The organism is Longimicrobium sp. (genome assembly GCF_048594345.1).
In the GTDB taxonomy this organism is placed as follows: Bacteria; Gemmatimonadota; Gemmatimonadetes; order Longimicrobiales; family Longimicrobiaceae; genus Longimicrobium.
Window position 1 is genome coordinate 1 of sequence record NZ_JBMDXM010000025.1, and the last position, 17204, is coordinate 17204.

The following is a 17204-nucleotide window of genomic DNA, read 5'->3' on the forward strand; positions in this document are numbered from 1 at the left end:
GGGGTACCATGGGGCAGAAGGCGCTACCCGTAAACCCCCTGCTGCCGCACGTCCTTGCCGCACCATTCCTGCACCCCTGCCGTGCATCTGCCCCACGTCGCCCGCTTCGCGGGCGGGGGGGGGGGGGGGCCGGGCCCCGCCCCGGCCCCCCCCGGCCCCGCTACCGGGGGGGGGGGGGGGGGCCCCCCCCCCCCACAAACGCCCGCCGCAGGCGGCCTACCCGCCGTAGCGAGCTTGCGAGCGCAGGCGATAGCGAGCCTAAGCGAGCGTAACCGCCGGGGCCCGTTGCACGCGTGCAACGATGCGGGGCGAGAGAGAGACGGCGGACGGGGTGCCGGAAACCGTTTCGACGGGCGCAGCCCGTCACGTTATGGATTGCGCACCACCCATAACCAAAACACTGCGCCTGCCGTGGGGTGCCGGGCGCAGGGACTTTCAACGTTTCCCGTAGCCCGGCACCCCCGCCCGCGAAGCGGGCGACGTGGGGCAGATGCACGGCAGGGGTGCAGGAATGGTGCGGCAAGGACGTGCGGCAGCAGGGGGTTTACGGGTAGCGCCTTCTGCCCCATGGTACCCCACACGGCCTCGCAATGGCCGGGGAATGACCGCGTGAGGGATTCGCGCCCGCAGGGCCGGGACAGTCCGGCGGGGCCCTCGGCGGGAGCCTGCACACGCGCGTTGCAGCCCGCCCGCGCACCGATCCCGCCGGGGTGGCCCGGCGCAGTTGGGCGACGTTGTTTGTCGCCCTACTGCGCGCGAAGCCCGGCCCCTGCGCAGCGGGGGACACGCCCTGGCCGTTCCCGGACAGGTTCTTGCAGCATGGGCTGGCTTAGGGGCTGGAGAGTCAAACCGAGCACCCGTGAACCATCGACTTCTCTGCCACGGACTTTGGCGCCCCCCGCGTGGTTTCTGGATAACGCATCAAGCAAAAGGGCTATCCCGCTGCAGGGGATGCGGGGCCTTGCATGCTTTCGAGCGAAGGAAAGTCTTGCGCGCCGGCCCCCGCACCCCTGACCCTTGTGTCGTTAGGCCGCCGGGCAAGCATCGCGGCAGCCGCAGTGTAATCCTTCCCGCGCGGTGCGTTCTGGTTCAACCTGGACCGCCTACCGAACGTGTGCCGCTTACCAATCTCTGGGTGCAGGATGGCGAAACCACGCAAGACCGCCGCTCAGCGGCGTCAGGAGAGCATTGAGGCAGATCGCCGCGCTTGGCAGGAGTTCCTGCCAAAGCTCCAGGCGGTCGGGACGTTTATGGACGCGCACCGGCTGGTTGGGAATTCGGTAGCGCCCAACGCGCCCGGGCGACGCTACTACTCAAATCTGGGTTTCTTCGTCCAGTACCTCGCGGCGCCAAACGGGGCGAATGGGACAGAACTGCGTGAGTATCTCAGGCTCGTGCACGCGTTTGATGCTGAGGGGGTCCTGAAACCCGGTGTGCGGGGAGATGTCGAGGCGAAACTGCAAGCTGCGCTAACTCGAGGATACTAGGACGCAAGACAGCAGCACCGCGATTGGTCGGGGCGCGGCCTAACAATCGGCTGCATGGGATGCGGGGCCCTGCATGCTTCGGGCGGATGACAGTCTTGCGCGGCGGCCCCGCACCCTGAACCCCTTGTGTCGTTATCCGTCATAGGAATCGAAGATGCCCGACACATCCAATCTTAATTCTGATACGGTCCGCGACTTCGTTCAATCTGCGCTGAAAAACTGCGGCTTCGATGTCGTTACGATTCCGGTATCCGCCCACAAGACTCCTGACCTCGCCCTCCTTTTGGCGGAGGGCCGTATCCTCATTGAAGTGAAGTCGAAGGACGACGACAAGCAACTCCGTGGCCTAGTCGAATCTCCCAATGGAACGCGCCTTTCCTACAAGATCTCCACGATTGAGAGTCTGCTGAAACGTGCGTGGCACCAGATCCGGGACTTCCCTAGCAGGTCTGATAAGGACTTCGCCGTGCTTTGGCTGGTTGCCGCTAGACCAGGGCTCACGGCATTCACGAGACCCGCAGCGATGACGGTGCTGTATGGCGTCCAGAACATGGAAGGGTTGATCGAGGAATCTGGCAGCTTCTATGCGAAGGAATGCTTCTTCTTCGGAAACTCCTTCTTCTTCCGTCGCAAGGAGGTCGATGGCGTCGTCTTGCACGATGACCGCCAAGTCACGCTATGCCTTAATCCATTATCGAAGCGGCATGATGAGTTTAGGCGCACGACGTTTGCCGAGCTTTTCCGCAGGGATCTCGAACTCATCGATCCCAAGGCCAGCGAGGAGGCAGGCAAGTGTTTCATTGCGGATTGTGACTTACCCCGCAAGGACATCAACAGCATCGTTCGCTATCTCAAGAGGAAATATGGACTGGAAAGCGTCACCCTCATCCGGTTCGTATTGGTGAACTATCCAGCTGAGTAGAGGCCCCACCGATATCTAGCTCATCTACGGGGACCGCTGGCGCTCGCGAGAAATTTGAGCAACTAGTGACACAACTCAACTGGTAACGAGCGAATCCCCCCCGCACCCCTGACCCTTGCGGCGTTAGGCCAAACATGTTCACCACTCGCCCTATTACCGTCTCCGCTGCCCCGCCCATGCACCGGCTGCTCCTGTTTGCCCTCCTCCTTCCCGCGGGCTGCGAGGCGCCCCAACCCGATCAAACCACTTCCGCGATGCCGCCCTCGACGGAAACTAGAGGGTGGCAGCGGCCGATTGAGGCGTGCAAGTACCTCAGCACGCGCGGGCTTTCCACGCGTGGATACACGCAGCAGTACGAGGACCGCCATGCCTGCTCTAGCCCGTATCTGGAGATCGGTGCAGGCGCTCCGCTCGCCAACAATCTGGCGTACTACGTGAACGGCGATGCGACCCGCGCGCGCGAGTTGAAGCTGGTCCTGAATATGAACCAAGTCGACGACGCTACCAAGGCGCACAACGCGCTCGCCGAGCACGCATCGAAACTAACCCAGAACGCTCTCGGCCAGCCCCTTCCGACTGCAGCAGTGGATGCGATCCGCAAGGGAGTCGCAGGCGAATGGAGCATGGCAGGCGCGACCCTCCGGGTCGTTCGCGACGATTGGCCGACAGGCCGGGGGTACGAACTCCATTTCACCATCTCTTGAGATTACCTCAATCGACCGTCCGCCGCGCTAGGCGATCTGTGCGGAGTCCTCGCGTCCACCTGCCAAACAGGCGTTGCCAAAGCCTTGGCTGCGGGTCGGCGAGCAAACATCGACGCTCGACGGCCGAACTGACACCTCGCGCAACGGTGGACACGCCCCAAACGGATCAGAAGTCCATTCCCCTGCTCGGCCCCTCCCGCTCTCGGGAGATGCGGAAAATCGCCGATCGCAAGACCTTCTCGGCAATCTCTGCGGCCTCGCGGTCGTCAGGCGGCAGGAACCGCGCAAGCTGCTGCGATAGCCACGCAACGGACCGCCCATCACGCAGCAGGGGCCGGAACGCCTGTTCGGCGCGGTGCTCCAGAACGCCCGGTGCGGGGAGATTGCGGCACGCCTCGGCGGCGCGGATAAGCGCGCCGCTTGCCTCGCTTGCGCGCTCCCTTGCGGTTTTGAGTGCCGCCGTGCCGGGCTGTTGGCGGTGGGACCGTAGCGCCTTCTCCAAGGCATCGGCAACATCCGCGTTCTTCGCGCGCTTCGCCGCCCTGGCGGTGCTCGTCCACAGCCCCAACGCCCGCCTCTCCGGCACCAGCGCGCCAAACGCCTCGGGCCGCTCACGGAGCATGCGCCGCACGTCGTCCATGCCGTGTTCGCGCTCGTGGCGGTCCATCGCGCCCCCAGCTTTGCCGGGTTCGGAATAGATCGGTGCAAGCTTGCGCCCAAGCGCGGCTGCGTCGTCCTTTGCCTTGCTTCGCTGTGCCTCCATGTGCGCCAGGTTGTCGGCCGCGTCATGGCTTGCGCCCTCACACGCAGTCCGGACGCGCGTTCGCTCGTTCACCGCCCGCGCTTCAAGGATCATCCCGGCCCCCTGCTGGATCAAGTCCTCCTCGTAACGGGGCACAAGGCGCCCGTCCTCACGCGTGAGAATCCACGTGAAGCGCTCGCCCGGCGAGAGGTGCGCCGGCGGCGGTGCTGCCTTCTCTGGTGGGGGCGGGGCGGCAGGCCGGACCGGCTCCGGCGTGTGGATCGGCTGCCTCTCCGGCGTCCGTGGTTGCACGCGTGCAACGGGCGGCTCGGGTTCGCGGACGGGCTGCGGCTCCGGCGCGGCTGGTTGAACGCGAGCAACGGGCGGCTCGGGCGCGCGGACGGGCTGCGGCTCCGGCGCGGGTGGTTGCACGCGTGCAACGGGCGGCTCGGGTTCGCGGACCGGCTGCGGTTCCGGAGCCGGGGGTTGCACGGGTTCCAGCGCTGGCGCCGCCTCGGGCTCGCGCGCGGCGGGCCGGACCGGCTCCGGCGCCCGTGCTTGCACGCGTGCAACGGGCGGCGCGACTCCGCGCACTGGCACCGGCACTTCCGGCGAATGTGGTTGCACGGGGGCGAGCGCAGGCGGGGCAAGCGGCTCGGGCTCCTGCTCCGGGGCCTGCTCAAGTTCCGGCGCCGGGGGAGTGGACACGGGTAGCTCCGGCTCCGGCGCGCGGACCTCCGCCACGGGGGCCGCAGGACGGGAACGGCGGTACTCGGACAGCTTGCCTAGCCGTTCCTCCATGTACCTGCGAGAAAAGCTCCGGTCCACCTCGGACGCCTTCACCTCCTGTCGTCCGTCGTTGATCGACAGCCCGCCGCCCTTGATGCGCACGTGTAGCCCGACAGCCGCTAACCCTTCCTCGAGCTCGGCCCATGAAGCGGCGCGGCCGAGCACCGGCCCGCCGCGCTCCTGCACCGTCCGAAGGAACGCGGCATCACCGCGCACCAGGGCGGGCACGGACGGCTCACGGCGGGCCTTGCGCGGCACGACACGCCATCCTAGCGCCTCCTCTTCGGCGCTCAGGGCCTTCTCGATCTTGGGCCAGTCCCAGCCGTTTTCCCACGCCCGATGCGTTTCCGGGTGCACCCGGTTGACCACAAGGTGCATGTGCGGGTGCGCCGTGTCGTTGTGGGCGATGATGAGCACTTGATGCTCCGACAGCCCCAACTCGCGCAGCACCGTGACCGCAACGCGGCTCATGCTGGCGCGATCCACCGGATCGCCCGGATCGGCGCTGATTACGAGGTGATAGACGGGGCGCTGCGTGCGCACGCACTCACGCGCATACGCCGCCATCAGGCGCGCGGCCGTCTCCGGGTCCTCCGTCGGCAGGTTGCGGGTTTCCACCCACTCCACGCGGTCGCGCTCCTCCCCGGCGGCACCCTTCTCCAGGTAACGCGAGAGCCCAAGAAAGCCCTTGCCGAACGGGAGCGGCTTCCCGATCACCGGAAGATCCAGCGAAACGAGGACTCCACCGCTTCCAGCGCGGGGAATACTTCCGAGTCCGGCGGTAGCTCGTCCTCGTCGGCGTGGGCGCCGTGCGTCAGCTCGTTGAGCGCGCGCCCGGCGACGACGATCACCTGCACGGCCTCCGCGGCTGTGGTGCCCGGCGCGGGGGCGGCGCGGATCGCCGCCTCCGTGACGCTGATCGTCCGCTGGATGCGGGCGGCGGCGGCGTCGGCCCAATCCTCCACGGCGACGGTGTGAAGCTGCCGCAGGTTGTTCAGCACGCGGCCAAGCTGGCGGGTGAGTTCGTCGCGGTGGTAGCGCTTGGGCGCAGGCGGCGCGCCCAGCGCCGCCTCGCGCACGTAGCGCAGCGGCGGGACGCCGCGCTTGCGCGGGGCGTCCTAGACGCGCGCCCACTCGTCAGGGGTCCAGCGCGTAGGTTTGCGGATGGTGCGGCGGGGCCGTGGCATGTGCAGTTCTCTTTGAGCGCAGCGAAAAGCGAGGAGGGGAAAGGTGCCCCGAGCGCAGCGAGGATAAAGGCACCTTTCCCCATTCCTCGCTCCAGATTGTCACCGGGTCTAAGCCCGGTGGGTGCTGAGTGTGGTACCCCGGATGGGTGGTGCGGGGACGACGGCGGCGATTTCGCGGCACGCGAAATCCTGCGTTTTTCGGCACGCGGAATCACGGGTTGCAAGGCACGCGAAACCTGCATTTCTTGGCACGCGGAGGGGCCTATTTTATGGCACAGGAAATCGGAAAAACACGGCACGAGAAACGCGGCTTTGTGGCCCTGTAGGGACTGTCGCGCGTGCGCGCGCGACAGTCCCTACAGGGCCACACGACAACGGGCCGGGGAAGCCCGCGAACGCGCTTTCCCGGCCCCGTTCTGCTCCCCGGCTTCCCGCCCCCCCGGCTACCCCTCCTGCTGTTGCGCGATGGTGTGCGGGGCTGCTGTGCGCGGAGGGGGGCTTCCGTGCGTCGTTAGCCAGCCGGGCGGGTAGGCTGGGGTGGTGGGTGAGGTTGTCGCGAATAATGTCCGACCTTGCGAATGCTTTGATCAGCGGACTACCTTTTGGGACGCTCAAAATGCGCTCTCCTGCGGACTTTTTGGCGGGGCCTAATGCTTCTATCCGATCGCCCGGAACCCGTTGCGCAGCGGAAAGGGAGCCGAGCCGTTCCGGCCCCCCAGCTCCAAGCGGTTCCTTTTGAGGCGGCGCCGGTCCTTGATGAAATTGGGGATGGACGCGCCGTGCACCTGTTTCAGCGTGCGCGCGACGCTGCGTTGTGGGCGGCCACCCCCCAACATCTGCGCAACGGACTTTTCCAGACACCGGCAACGCTCCGTGCGGACCCGCCAGACAGCGCCCTCGAAGGTGCCGTGCGCGTCCTTGACTGGATGGTTGAGGAGCCAGAAGGTGCGACGTCCGAAGTGATTGCGGGGGCGTGCACAAGCGTAGCTGAGTGGGCGGACACCCACGGCTACGTCCAGACGGCGATCTGCTTCCGCGAGATCGCAGCGCACGCGGCTCCCGACGACTCAATGCTGGCTGCTGCCGCTGGGCGGCTGCTGCGCCAGCACGCTTATTTCGAGCGGAGCAAGCGGTGGTTTGAACGTGCGGTTGGACTGTCGAGACTCGCGGGGGATATGTCCGCGTCGGCGTCGGCATACCTAAGTTGGGCGAACATGGAGTTCCACCGTGGCGCGCATGCGCGTGCGCGCAAGCTGTTCCTTCGCGCGTGGCGCCGTGCACGAAAGCACCACCTCCGCGCCCTCGGGGCGGCGGCCCGGCACAACCTGCTGGCCCTGTGCATAGAAACTGGACGGTTTTCTGAGGCGCAAGAGCACGCGGAAGCGGCGTTTGAGTTGTACGGTAGGCGGCATAAGATAATTCCCACTTTTGCGCAGGACGTTGCGCAGTTGTGGTCGTGGCAGGGGTACAGCGATGTTGCCCTGAAGGTATTCACGACCGCCCTTCCGCATATCCACGTCCCCAAAGAGCGGTTCATCGCGACAGCGAACCTCGGTCGCGCTGCTGCGGGAGCGGGCCGGAGAGACTTGTTTCTGGACGCGTGGGGCGAAGTCGCGCGCTTCAACGGCCCCCCCAACGAGTACCTTGCCGAAGCTCTCGTCAACATCAGTGAGGGTGCGTTGATCCTCGGCCTATACCCCAAGGCCCGTGAAGCCGGTACACGCGCGCTGCACTTGGCTGAAGCCAGACGCGAGCGAGCTACGGCCGAGCAAGCCCAGCAAGTGCTCGAACGCATCCGAATGGGTGAGACTGGACCGCAACAGTGTCAGCCGCCCCCGGATCGCGTCCGGTTACTTGCCGGACGCCTGCTCCGTGCCCTAGAGGAAGCCGCCCCGATATGAACCGGGGCGGCTTCTTTCATTTCACACCCCGTGCAACGCCCGGTTCAGTGACCGGAACCGATGGTCCCCGGCCCACGTTCCACGGTATCCGGTCCGACTGTGTTCGTAGTGGTGGTTTCAGGCTCCTCATCCGCGTGGCCGGACCCAACCAAAACTCCCCCGTCGAGCTGTGCGGCGGGATCGCTGTGAGGCAGTAGCGGTTCGGTTCGGCCGCATCCGGCGGCGGTCACCACCAGGGCGAAAACGGCGGCGGTGGTCAGCACCAATCCCCGGGCCTTGGCGACGTACTTCATGGGTCAACCTCCCTACATGACAGGTTAGTGAGAATGAGTGGGCGGGAGCAAATCTTATCGAAGCGCGCGTATCGCGCCACAGTCGTGCCTACTCTTCCCGACACTCACCCGCGCCCCCCTCGGCACACCAGCCGTTCCCTACTCACTTTGCTATACGGTTTGTACGCTCCTTTGCGGCTGGTGTCGGGCCCGTTGGCCGTGTTTTGACGCGGTATTGACTGGAAAAACCGTGGGTTGCTATCGGTTCGGAAACGGCCTGTTTTCCCTTGAACCGATGGTGCGAAATGGATACGAAGAGCACAAAGGCGCCACCTGCTGAGCTGACCCCGGCCGCCGCCGCGCCAACAGCGCCAGCGTGCCCCCCGCTCCGCCCGCATTCGGGTGTTCCGGATTACGAGGAGTACCACTACGGCTACCCGATGACACCGGGCCTCATGTTCGGTAGCGGGAACTGATGGGCGCGCCAAGAACAGACCTCGCGCCGTGTAGCCCGGCGCCGTCGTGCGCGGTGTCGGACGGCGCGCAGCCGCCAGGGCGATCCTCGGCAAACCCGTCGAGTGAGGAAATGCGGCAGTATCACGCGGAACGGCGCTACATGATGCCGATCCGCGCCGGATCAACATGGCTGTTCGGGAGCGGGAACTAATGGGCAGGGGCAAGGCTCGGTCGCGCGGCATCGCGCGCCGCTGGTGCGTCCCCCCCGCGATGGATCGCGATCTAGGGGAACGGCTGGACGGGGAGCGCATCCTAGAGGAATCGCCGGGGGACCTCGGGCTGCTGCTGTGGCGAACGGCGCGAGACGTGGCGCTGTGGGCGATGACGCCAGAAGAAACGCGCGCGGGCCTGTTCGCCGCCGGAACGACAGACGCGCGGGTAAGGCTCGTCACCGCGACAGAGCTACCGGACGCGTTGTCCGGCCCGGTTGATACGCTGCACGCGATGCTTGGGGAGCCGGACCGCGCGGACGCGGAAATCGTGATGCTCTGCTGCGGTGAAGTGGCCGCGTGGTCGCGGGGCGCGGGCCTGCCGCACACGGCGGTCGCGTTCGCGCAGGCGGGCGCGTCAGCCGCGCCCCTGTCCGGCGATGCGGCGGTGTTCGTGGGTGTCTGCGCGTGGGAAGCGGGGCAGAGCGTGCGGGCGGATACGTGGCTCCGGCGGGCGGTCGCGGTGTCTCGCCGGGAGCGCAACGGGGCGGCGTACTCGGCGGCTCTGGTGGAGTTGGGCGCGCTGAATGATCGGCAGGACAAGCTGCTGCGGGCGGAGCGATTCTACCGCCTCGCAATGCGTGCCTCCCGGCGCACCCGCGCGCGGGATGCACGAATGCGGGCCGCGCACGCGCTGTTCCGTCTGGCCCGGCGGAAGGGCGACGACGTGAGCGCGGCACAGTTCGCATTGAGTGCTCAAAAGGCGTGTGAGGATGACGCGGCGGGGGCTGGGGGCCTCCTGCTGGACCTCGCGCGGTTCTGGACGGACGTGAGCGAAATTGAGCGGGCACGCGGGGCGCTGCGGCGCCTCGTCCCTGCGCTGCTGACGATGGATCCCGCCGGGCAACTGTGCGCGTTCGCGCTGACGGCGCGGGCGCAGTCAGTACCGGGGCGCCGGAACAGTGGTAGCGTGGCGTGGCGGGCCGCGTGGGTCCTGCTGGGAAACAAGGAGCTTCCGGACGCGGTGCGGTGTGCGGCGGCGCTCGACCTCGCGCACGCGGCGCGGACGGTGGGCGATCTGCGCGCGTTCAGGGCAGCGCGGCGGGCCGTGCTGGTGCTCGCGCCGCAGGCGGAGTATCCGGCCGTCGCGGAGCGCATGGCGGAACTGTGGCCGGATATCGAGCGCCCGCAGATGGACCGGGCATCGTGAGCGCACCCGAACGCACCCCGGCGGAAGGCGAGGAACCACGCGCCACCATATACGTCCCGGCGTGGCTGGAAGCGCGCGAACGGCTGGTGTGGATCGACGACGAAGACGCGCGCGGCCTGCTGGCCTCGGCCATGGATCAGGTAGAGAGCGGGTGGGACGCCGTGCGGGCGGTGCAACGCTGGGCGGACCTGCACCCGGAGCGGGACCGGCCAAACGACGGATACGGGGCGCTGCTGACGTTCGCGGAGTCCGAGCTACAGGAAGTGTTCCGGGAGATGGCCTTCAACCTCGCCGACTTGGTGACGGTCTGGCCGGGGCAGGACCTTCCGCCGCACAACGACGTTGACGCGCACCGGACGGAGTTCGGCCGATACGCGACGGTGCTGGTCCTCGCCACGGGGGCAAGCGAAGATGTGCCGGAGGGTTTCCGTACGGCGGTGCGCCAGGTCGCGCGCCTGCTGCCGGGCGGGGAGTGGTTCCGGCGTCTGGCGGAGACGTTCGCCGCGATTGATGACGTGTCGGGGAGCGAGATAACCGCAGACACGGCCCGTCAGGCGGTGGACTTCCTCCTGCACGCGATTCCGGAAGCGGAGCGCGACCGTGTAGGCTCGCAGCTGGTGGCCAACCTTGAAGCGCTGTATGCGATCACGGCGCCGCCGCCGCCCGAATGGCTTCGCTTGCTGCGTGCGTACCTCGCGGAGCAGGCGCACGGCGACACCCCAACGGATACGGCGGGGAGCGAATGAGCCGCACCGGTGACACCAAGGCCGCGGCGGCCCCGGAGAAAGCGGAAGGGCGGGACTACCGGACGGTGCCGGTAGAAGTGATCCGGCGCTTCGCGCAGGATGAGACGGAACTGACCTCCATCCGGCACGTAGCGGGGGAAGTGGGGCTCGGGAGGACTACCCTGCACAAGTTCGTTGCGGGTGAAACCGTCCCCCATCCCCGCGTGCGGCGGCTACTGGCGCTGTGGTACTTGCGCCGCAATGCCGATGCGAACGGGGCTCATGCGGTGCGGCCGGACTCGTGGGCACTTGTTAGCCTGCTCGCGTCGTCGTGCGTGCCGGATGACCTGCGGGCGGACGCTGCGCGGGAGATACTGGACGTTCTGGAGCGCTACGCCACGCGGGCGCAATCCGCAGCGGGGAACGCGGGAGTGGGGGGAGAATGAGTGGGTATGGGAAGTACGCGGATCACCGCCTCGTACCGCTGGAAGTGCTTCGGGAGTTCGTACGGTCGGTAGCGGAGACCAGCTCCATCCGCGAGGTGGCGGAGGACGCGGATGTCGGACGGTCCACGGTGCACAAATTCATCACGGCGGGAACGACTCCGCATCCCCGCATCCGCCGGTTGCTGGCACTGTGGTATCTGCGACGGGCGGCCGGGGTGCACGAACTGGAGATCATCCGCCCGTACGCCTGCGCCCTGGACGTACTTCTGGGAGACGTGCCAGAGCCGTTGGTGCAAACGGTCACGCTGAACGTGCTGCGTAGCATCGGGGAAGCGTTTCCGCCGGACGGAGAGCACGAGGCGCCGCGATGGCTGGAAGCGATTCGCAGGCGGCGAGTGGGGTGGATGCTTGGAGATCCGTAGCGTGCGGGCTCGGAGGGGTCGGCTGGCATTTCCCCCACGGCGGGCCGAGCGGGGGGCTTGTCCCCCCCGAGCCTGCCGTTCCGAATTTTTTTTTCGGCGAGACTTTCGGTTTTTCGGGGGGGCAGCACTAACGCCCCCCGCCGAACCATCGCGCCGCACCCCCGGAGGGGGGGGGTACGGCGCGTGTGCAGGGGGGGCCGGGGGTGTAGTAGGTGACAGCCCGCCGGGCAGTGGCCCGGCGGGCTGATTTTCACTGTCAGTTCTACTGTCGGTTGCTGCTGCAAGATGCTGAGTGCGGCGGTAGGAATCGTGTGGGTTGCGCGCGCACATCTAGTGATTTCGCCGTTTTTCCAGCATCTTGCCGGGACTGGTGGTGCTTACGTAATCTGTGGGGCTTTCCGCAGTTGTTGCGGCGGCTTCAGCCGCTCACGCAGCTGGGGCTGCCCACACCACCGGCCGCGGCTCCTTGTCGCGCAGCAAGGTGACGATGCGCTCCAGCCAGCGCTGGTCCACCTCGTCAAAGGCGGCGGGGAGGGTGCTGTCGACGTCGAGAACGGCGATGAGCTGGCCCTTCGCGTCGAAGACCGGGACCACGATCTCCGACGCGGAGGCGGAGTCGCAGGCGATGTGGCCGGGAAACGCGTGCACGTCATCCACCACGATCGTCTCCTCGCGCGTGGCGCAGGCGCCGCACACGCCGCGGGCGAAGTCGATGTCCAGGCATCCCAGCGTGCCCTGGTACGGCCCCACCAGCAGCCGCGCGGGCCCCACGCGCCGATAGAAGCCGGTCCAGAAGTAGTACGGAAAGCCGTTGTGCAGCAGGCACGCGATGCTCGCCATCGCCGCCGTAAGGTCCGGCTCGCCCCGCAGCGTCGCCTCGATTTGCGCGGCGAGGGTGGCGTAGCGCTGCTCCTTGGCCGTCGCATCCAGCCGCAGCTCGCCCGTCTTTTCCGCGACCAGCGTGTATTCCGCCATCTTGGCCTTTTAGTCTTCTCAGGATTCGGGAAAGGATGATGATACACCGCATCCTCAGGAGCGACGAGCCCCCGGTCCAGCCCAAGCGTGTGGTTCGAGATCCGGAACAGAGGATTGGGTACAGAGGAACAGAGAGGAAAAGCGAGATACAGAGGAAATCCGTTTTTCTCTGTATCTCTGGGCGTTTCTCTGTTCCTCTGTACCCCCCATCTGCTACGAATTGGGATGATACGCTAAAGCCGCCCCACGGATGGAGGCGGCTTGGAAGCTGATGGTTGGGATACGGAGCGTTAGATGTAGTGCGCGTCGTCGCCGTCATCCGCGGCGACGGCCAGCCCCGCCTCCATCAGCGTCTTGAAGCGGCGCAGGTCGTCCTGCACCATATTTTCCGGCATCTGGTGGAACGCGCTGGCGATGGCCTGGCCCACCACGCCGCCCGGCGGATCGAACTGCAGCGTGTGCCGCACGGTCGTCTCGCCCAGGCGGCCGGGGGTAAACTCCACGGAGCCGCTGTTGGGCAGGTCGGAGCCGGGGAGCGTGCGCCAGGCGATGCGGCGGCCGGGGACGTCTTCCGTGACTTCGGAGGTCCACTCCCAGGTACGCCCGCGCGGCCCCTCAGCCGTCCAGTGCGACACTCGCTCGTCCAGCGGGCGCACGGAGATGATGCGGTCCATGAAGCTTGGCGCGCGGCTGAAATCCCGCCAGTACGCGTACAGCTCCTCGGCCATGCGGTTGACGGTGATCGACGCCTCCACGCGCACGCCGCCGGCCTCGGTGTCCGTGCGCGTGGCCCCGGGCTGCCGCGGGGGCGCCGCGCCGCCGGCGGCCGTATCCATTCCCAGCGCGCCGTAGACGTGGCAGTGGCCGGTGGCGCCGCGGTGCAGCAGGATGGCGCCAGCCAGGCCGACCATCGCGCCGCTCAGGCCGCCGCGCCGGATCCCCGCGCCCGCCAGCAGTCCGCCGCCGAACATCGACGCGAACCGCTCCAGCTTTCCCACGTTCACCTCGCCACCGGCGAGGGCGTCCCGCACCGCGGCCGTCGTGTTCTCCACCGTCTCCTCCTCGTCGTTCAACCCGCTCCGCAGCCATGGCGAACGGGATCAATCCAGCGTATTCCAGGTGCGGCGGGGGTGCAAGAGGTGTTCCGGGGAGTGGGCCTGTCGCGGGGCGGATGAGCGGGTAAACCCGCTGCTGGGAAAGCGTCTCGGCTCGCAAGGCTCGCCGAACGGGGCTTCAACCGCGGAATCGCCAGCGGAGATTCTCGTGACGCTCAGCCCCTCTCCCACGCAGTTTGTGGGACAGGGGCAGGCGAGGAACGAGCCGGGGTGAGGCCCTACACCGCGGCGGGCTCGATCCGCCGCTGTGCATCCACCGAAACCGCCGGCGCCTCCGCCTCCACCCCCAGCGCGGACGCGGCGAGGAGGACGAGCGCCAGCCAGACGGCGTCCGCCACCAGCAGGTGGATGATCTGCATTCCGATCGGCGCCAGCAGCGCGACGTTGAAGACGCCCACCAGCAGCTGGATGACGAGCAGCATCGACGTCATGCTCGCCAGCCGCGCCGTCCGCCGGCCGGGGCGCAGGGCACGCAGGCGCGACGCGGCAAAGATGGCGAAGCCGGCGGTGGCGATGGCCAGGACCGGGTGGACGATGCGCAGCCGCTCCAGAAAGTGCACGCCGGCGGAAAGGCCCACGCGTGTCTTGGGAAAGAGCGTGTCGCCCAGCGCGGTGACGGCGCCGGTGACCCCGACCAGCAGCACCAGCGCGATCGGCGCCAGGGCCAGGAACCCCGCAAGCCCCTGGCGGCGGACACGCACGGGGCGGCCGCCGCTGGCCCACCACGCCGTCAGCGCCAGCGCGGCGAGCAGAAGGAAGGTGTTGGTCAGGTGCACCGCCATCCACGCCGCCCGCCACGGCGAGGTGTTCCCCGCGACATAGTTCAGCAGCACCAGCCCCGCGCCCACACCGGCCTCGGTGATCATCAGCACCATGGACCAGACGGCGCCGGTGCGCACGGCGTGGCTGCGGGGAAAGCGGCGGAACGCCATCCACAGCAGCGCGACAACGGCAAGGAACGCGATGCCGCTGGTCGCCCGGTGGGTAAACTCGATCAGCGTCTCCGCCGACGGGCTGCGGGGGATGACGACGCCGTTGCAGCGCGGCCAGTGGCGCCCGCACCCCGCGCCGGCGCCCGACGCGCGCACAAAGGCGCCCCACAGCACCACGGCCACGTTGTACGCCAGGACGATCCAGGCGTAGCGCGCGAAGCGGTTCTGTGCGGAGTCGGAGCTCATTCTCACGTCAGCGAAAGACTCGTCGGGAAGGCGCACGATGCTAACCGGACGGCTGGCGTCGTGCAAGTGGTTGATCCCCAGCGGCTTGGCGCGGGAGCGGCGCGCGTCGGGAGATTCCCTACGGCCGCGTCCGGCAACCTGCGGACGTGAACGCCGGCGGGGTGGCGCACGGGCTTGCGGCGCGTATATTTCCGCCGTCCCTGCACCCTGAGAACACGCGAGTTGATGTCCGACGCCTCGGTCACGCTGATCCCAGACGGCTTTGCCGCGCCCCGCCTGCCCGGCGCGGCCGACCCCGCCGACATGACCACCGGCACCCAGCGCGCCGGCATGGCCGCCGCGCAGAGCGGCGCCGCCGGCGTGCGGCAACTGCTGCGCGACTACGTGACGCTCACCAAGCCACGCATCATCTCGCTGCTGCTGGTGACCACCTGGGCGCCCATGGTGATCGCCACGCGCGGCTGGCCCAACGGCTGGACGCTGCTGTGGACCATGCTGGGCGGCTACCTGATGGCGGGCGGGGCCAACGCCATCAACATGTTCATGGACCGCGACATCGACGCGCACATGCCGCGCACGAAGCTGCGGCCCATCCCCAGCGGGCGCATGTCGCCGGGGCACGTGCTGGCGTTCGGCATCACCCTGGGCGTGGCGGCGTTCGCCGTGTACGCGCTGCTGGTGAACCTGCTGAGCGCCGTGCTGGCCGCGGCGGGGCTGCTGTACTACGTCTTCATCTACACCCGCTGGCTCAAGCGCACCTCGCCGCAGAACATCGTGATCGGCGGGGCGGCGGGCGCGTTTCCGCCGCTGGTGGGCTGGGCCGCGGCCACGGGCGAGATCTCGCTGACGTCCGTCTACCTGTTCATGATCGTGTTCTTCTGGACGCCGCCGCACTTCTGGGCGCTGGCGCTGGTCAAGCAGAAGGACTACGGCCGGGTGGGCGTGCCCATGGCCCCCAACGTGTGGGGCGAACGCGAGACCATGCGCCAGATGCTGATCTACACGCTCATCCTGGTGCCGCTCACGCTGGGCCCGGTGACGTACGGCGGCCTGGGCCCCGTCTACGGCGTTCTCGCGCTTGGCCTGGGCCTGTGGTTCCTGCGCGACGTGGTGGTGCTGATGCGGGCCGCCAGCTTTGTACAGCCGGCGTGGAAGCTGTACCGCAACTCGCTGCTGTACCTGGCGCTGCTCTTCGCCGCCATGGCGGTGGACGGCCTGGTGGCCCGCGGCGCGGAGGTCTCGCCCGGCGTGATCTTCGTCCAGGACCCCGTGGCCTCCGCCTCCGCCGCCGGGCTGTGAGCGCGCCGGACAACATCGCGTTCCACGCCGCGTCCCCCTCGGGCGGGCAGGGGTTCGTGATCCTTCTCTTTCGCCCCCAGGCGGACGGCACCGTGCGCTTTCGCGAGTGGTCCAGCGCGGACTACATGGCGCCCGGCCGCGAGGACGTGATGCCGGTGGACGAGATGAACGCCCGCGTGGCCCAGTGGGCGCGCACCGGCTGGAAGCTCACCGAGTCGCCGATCCGCATCGAGCACTGGCTGCGCGGGCGGTGAACGGCAGGTCCGAGTGCCCGATCCCAGGGATCACGTAACGACTCCGCTCTGCCTCTCCCGTCCGTCCCCCACTCTCCACGACTCCGCCGATGCCCACAACCACGCCCCGGGCGGACCGCCGCTGGCGCACCGCGGTAGACGAGCACCAGGCGGCGCTGGCCGCGTACCTCGACGCCGCCGGGCGCATCTCCGAGCAGGCGTGGATGCAGCCGTGGGCGCCGGGCAAGTGGACGCCCGCGATCATCACGGAGCACCTGGCGATGGTGTACCGCACCTTTGTGCAGGAGATGCGTGGTGGTGCGGGGATGCGGATGAAGATGACCCCGTTCCGCCGGCGCCTGCTGAAGACGTTTCTGCTGCCGCACATGCTGTTTCACCGCACGTTTCCTCGCCGCGCGCCCGCCCCGCGCGAGGTGCGCCCGGAGGGAAACGGGCTACCCAGGGAGCAGGCGCTGGCGGAGCTGCGCATTCTGGCGGAGGAGTTTGCGCGCGAGGGTGAGCGGGCGCGCGCGGCGGGGGTGCAGCACGTGACGCACGCGTTCTTTGGCCCCATCGACCTCCCGCGCGGAATGCGCCTGGCCGCCGTCCACATCGAGCATCACACGCGGCAGCTGGCGTCGGTGCGGTAGGGGCCCGGGGCCTCACCCCGGCTCGTTCCTCGCCTGCCCCTCTCCCACAAACTGCGTGGGAGAGGGGCGGAACGGCACTGGCTCTGGTGTGCTTCAGCGGCCGGTGCGCGCGCGGCGGGCGCCCCCGCCGGGCTAGCCCCACACGCCCCCCACCCCCCAACAAAGCGGGGGGCGGGTGTTCGGGTCCGCGGGGCGCAGCGCGGGAAGGTAGACGTCGTACTTCGACCCTGGATTCCACAACACCCAGCTCTTGAGTCCCGAGTCGTACGTGGCGGCGATCTG

General features: G+C 68.1%; 16 protein-coding genes. 10 read left to right on the plus strand and 6 right to left on the minus strand.

All coding sequences use genetic code 11. From position 1 onward, the window contains the following. Nucleotides 1-1641: 1641 nt before the first annotated feature. Both ACOJUJ_RS02520 and ACOJUJ_RS02525 read left to right on the plus strand, forming a co-directional pair. On the plus strand, nt 1642-2409 hold the full coding sequence (locus ACOJUJ_RS02520; RefSeq protein ID WP_420125271.1) for a hypothetical protein: 768 nt from the start codon (nt 1642-1644) through the stop codon (nt 2407-2409). A gap of 176 nt (nt 2410-2585) precedes the next feature. Beyond that, nucleotides 2586-3113 carry a hypothetical protein gene (locus tag ACOJUJ_RS02525; RefSeq protein ID WP_420125272.1) on the plus strand — a complete coding sequence of 176 codons (528 nt, stop codon included), beginning with the start codon at nt 2586-2588 and terminating at the stop codon, nt 3111-3113. Between the two features lie 166 nt (nt 3114-3279). Here the strand turns inward: ACOJUJ_RS02525 and ACOJUJ_RS02530 are convergent, their stop codons facing one another. Together ACOJUJ_RS02530 and ACOJUJ_RS02535 are read right to left on the minus strand one after the other, a co-directional pair. Continuing rightward, a complete protein-coding gene (locus tag ACOJUJ_RS02530; RefSeq protein ID WP_420125273.1) occupies nt 3280-5361 on the minus strand; it encodes a relaxase/mobilization nuclease domain-containing protein in 2082 nt (693 codons plus the stop codon). Continuing rightward, the gene (locus ACOJUJ_RS02535; protein WP_420125274.1) at nt 5358-5723 is read right to left on the minus strand and encodes a hypothetical protein; all 366 of its coding nucleotides are present in this window, start codon (nt 5721-5723) and stop codon (nt 5358-5360) included. The genes ACOJUJ_RS02530 and ACOJUJ_RS02535 overlap by 4 nt, the downstream gene beginning before the upstream one ends. A gap of 1016 nt (nt 5724-6739) precedes the next feature. On the opposite strand from ACOJUJ_RS02535, the gene ACOJUJ_RS02540 reads away from it, so the two are divergent. Continuing rightward, nucleotides 6740-7732 carry a hypothetical protein gene (locus ACOJUJ_RS02540; RefSeq protein WP_420125275.1) on the plus strand — a complete coding sequence of 331 codons (993 nt, stop codon included), beginning with the start codon at nt 6740-6742 and terminating at the stop codon, nt 7730-7732. 44 nt (nt 7733-7776) lie between these two features. Here ACOJUJ_RS02540 and ACOJUJ_RS02545 read toward each other — a convergent pair whose 3' ends face one another. Beyond that, complete coding sequence (locus ACOJUJ_RS02545) at nt 7777-8025, minus strand: hypothetical protein (RefSeq protein ID WP_420125276.1); 249 nt, start codon at nt 8023-8025, stop codon at nt 7777-7779. Nucleotides 8026-8730: 705 nt separating this feature from the next. Between ACOJUJ_RS02545 and ACOJUJ_RS02550 the strand changes: the two genes are divergently transcribed. From ACOJUJ_RS02550 to ACOJUJ_RS02565, 4 genes are all read left to right on the plus strand, one after another. Then, a complete protein-coding gene (locus ACOJUJ_RS02550; RefSeq protein ID WP_420125277.1) occupies nt 8731-9879 on the plus strand; it encodes a hypothetical protein in 1149 nt (382 codons plus the stop codon). Next, nucleotides 9876-10625, plus strand: a complete 750-nt coding sequence (locus ACOJUJ_RS02555) for a hypothetical protein (RefSeq protein ID WP_420125278.1) — start codon at nt 9876-9878, stop codon at nt 10623-10625. Before ACOJUJ_RS02550 ends, ACOJUJ_RS02555 begins: the two co-directional genes overlap by 4 nt. Next, nucleotides 10622-11050 carry a hypothetical protein gene (locus ACOJUJ_RS02560; RefSeq protein ID WP_420125279.1) on the plus strand — a complete coding sequence of 143 codons (429 nt, stop codon included), beginning with the start codon at nt 10622-10624 and terminating at the stop codon, nt 11048-11050. The genes ACOJUJ_RS02555 and ACOJUJ_RS02560 overlap by 4 nt, the downstream gene beginning before the upstream one ends. A gap of 95 nt (nt 11051-11145) precedes the next feature. Then, nucleotides 11146-11472 (plus strand): hypothetical protein, encoded by a 327-nt coding sequence (locus ACOJUJ_RS02565; RefSeq protein ID WP_420125280.1) that lies wholly within the window; start codon nt 11146-11148, stop codon nt 11470-11472. Nucleotides 11473-11898: 426 nt separating this feature from the next. Here ACOJUJ_RS02565 and ACOJUJ_RS02570 read toward each other — a convergent pair whose 3' ends face one another. The 3 genes from ACOJUJ_RS02570 to ACOJUJ_RS02580 form a co-directional block, all read right to left on the minus strand. Further along, nucleotides 11899-12447, minus strand: coding sequence for a GAF domain-containing protein (locus tag ACOJUJ_RS02570; protein WP_420125281.1), 549 nt, complete (start codon nt 12445-12447; stop codon nt 11899-11901). Between the two features lie 290 nt (nt 12448-12737). Further along, nucleotides 12738-13520: an SRPBCC family protein gene (locus ACOJUJ_RS02575; protein ID WP_420125282.1), complete on the minus strand. Its 783-nt coding sequence runs from the start codon at nt 13518-13520 to the stop codon at nt 12738-12740. A 260-nt stretch (nt 13521-13780) separates the two neighbouring features. After that, nucleotides 13781-14740, minus strand: a complete 960-nt coding sequence (locus ACOJUJ_RS02580; protein WP_420125283.1) for a COX15/CtaA family protein — start codon at nt 14738-14740, stop codon at nt 13781-13783. Between the two features lie 225 nt (nt 14741-14965). Here ACOJUJ_RS02580 and ACOJUJ_RS02585 point away from each other — a divergent pair, with 225 nt between their 5' ends. From ACOJUJ_RS02585 to ACOJUJ_RS02595, 3 genes are all read left to right on the plus strand, one after another. Further along, complete coding sequence (locus ACOJUJ_RS02585; protein WP_420125284.1) at nt 14966-16039, plus strand: heme o synthase; 1074 nt, start codon at nt 14966-14968, stop codon at nt 16037-16039. Further along, nucleotides 16036-16293: a hypothetical protein gene (locus ACOJUJ_RS02590; RefSeq protein WP_420125285.1), complete on the plus strand. Its 258-nt coding sequence runs from the start codon at nt 16036-16038 to the stop codon at nt 16291-16293. The genes ACOJUJ_RS02585 and ACOJUJ_RS02590 overlap by 4 nt, the downstream gene beginning before the upstream one ends. An 89-nt stretch (nt 16294-16382) precedes the next feature. Beyond that, nucleotides 16383-16922 carry a DinB family protein gene (locus ACOJUJ_RS02595; protein ID WP_420125286.1) on the plus strand — a complete coding sequence of 180 codons (540 nt, stop codon included), beginning with the start codon at nt 16383-16385 and terminating at the stop codon, nt 16920-16922. The last annotated feature ends 282 nt before the right edge of the window (nt 16923-17204 follow it).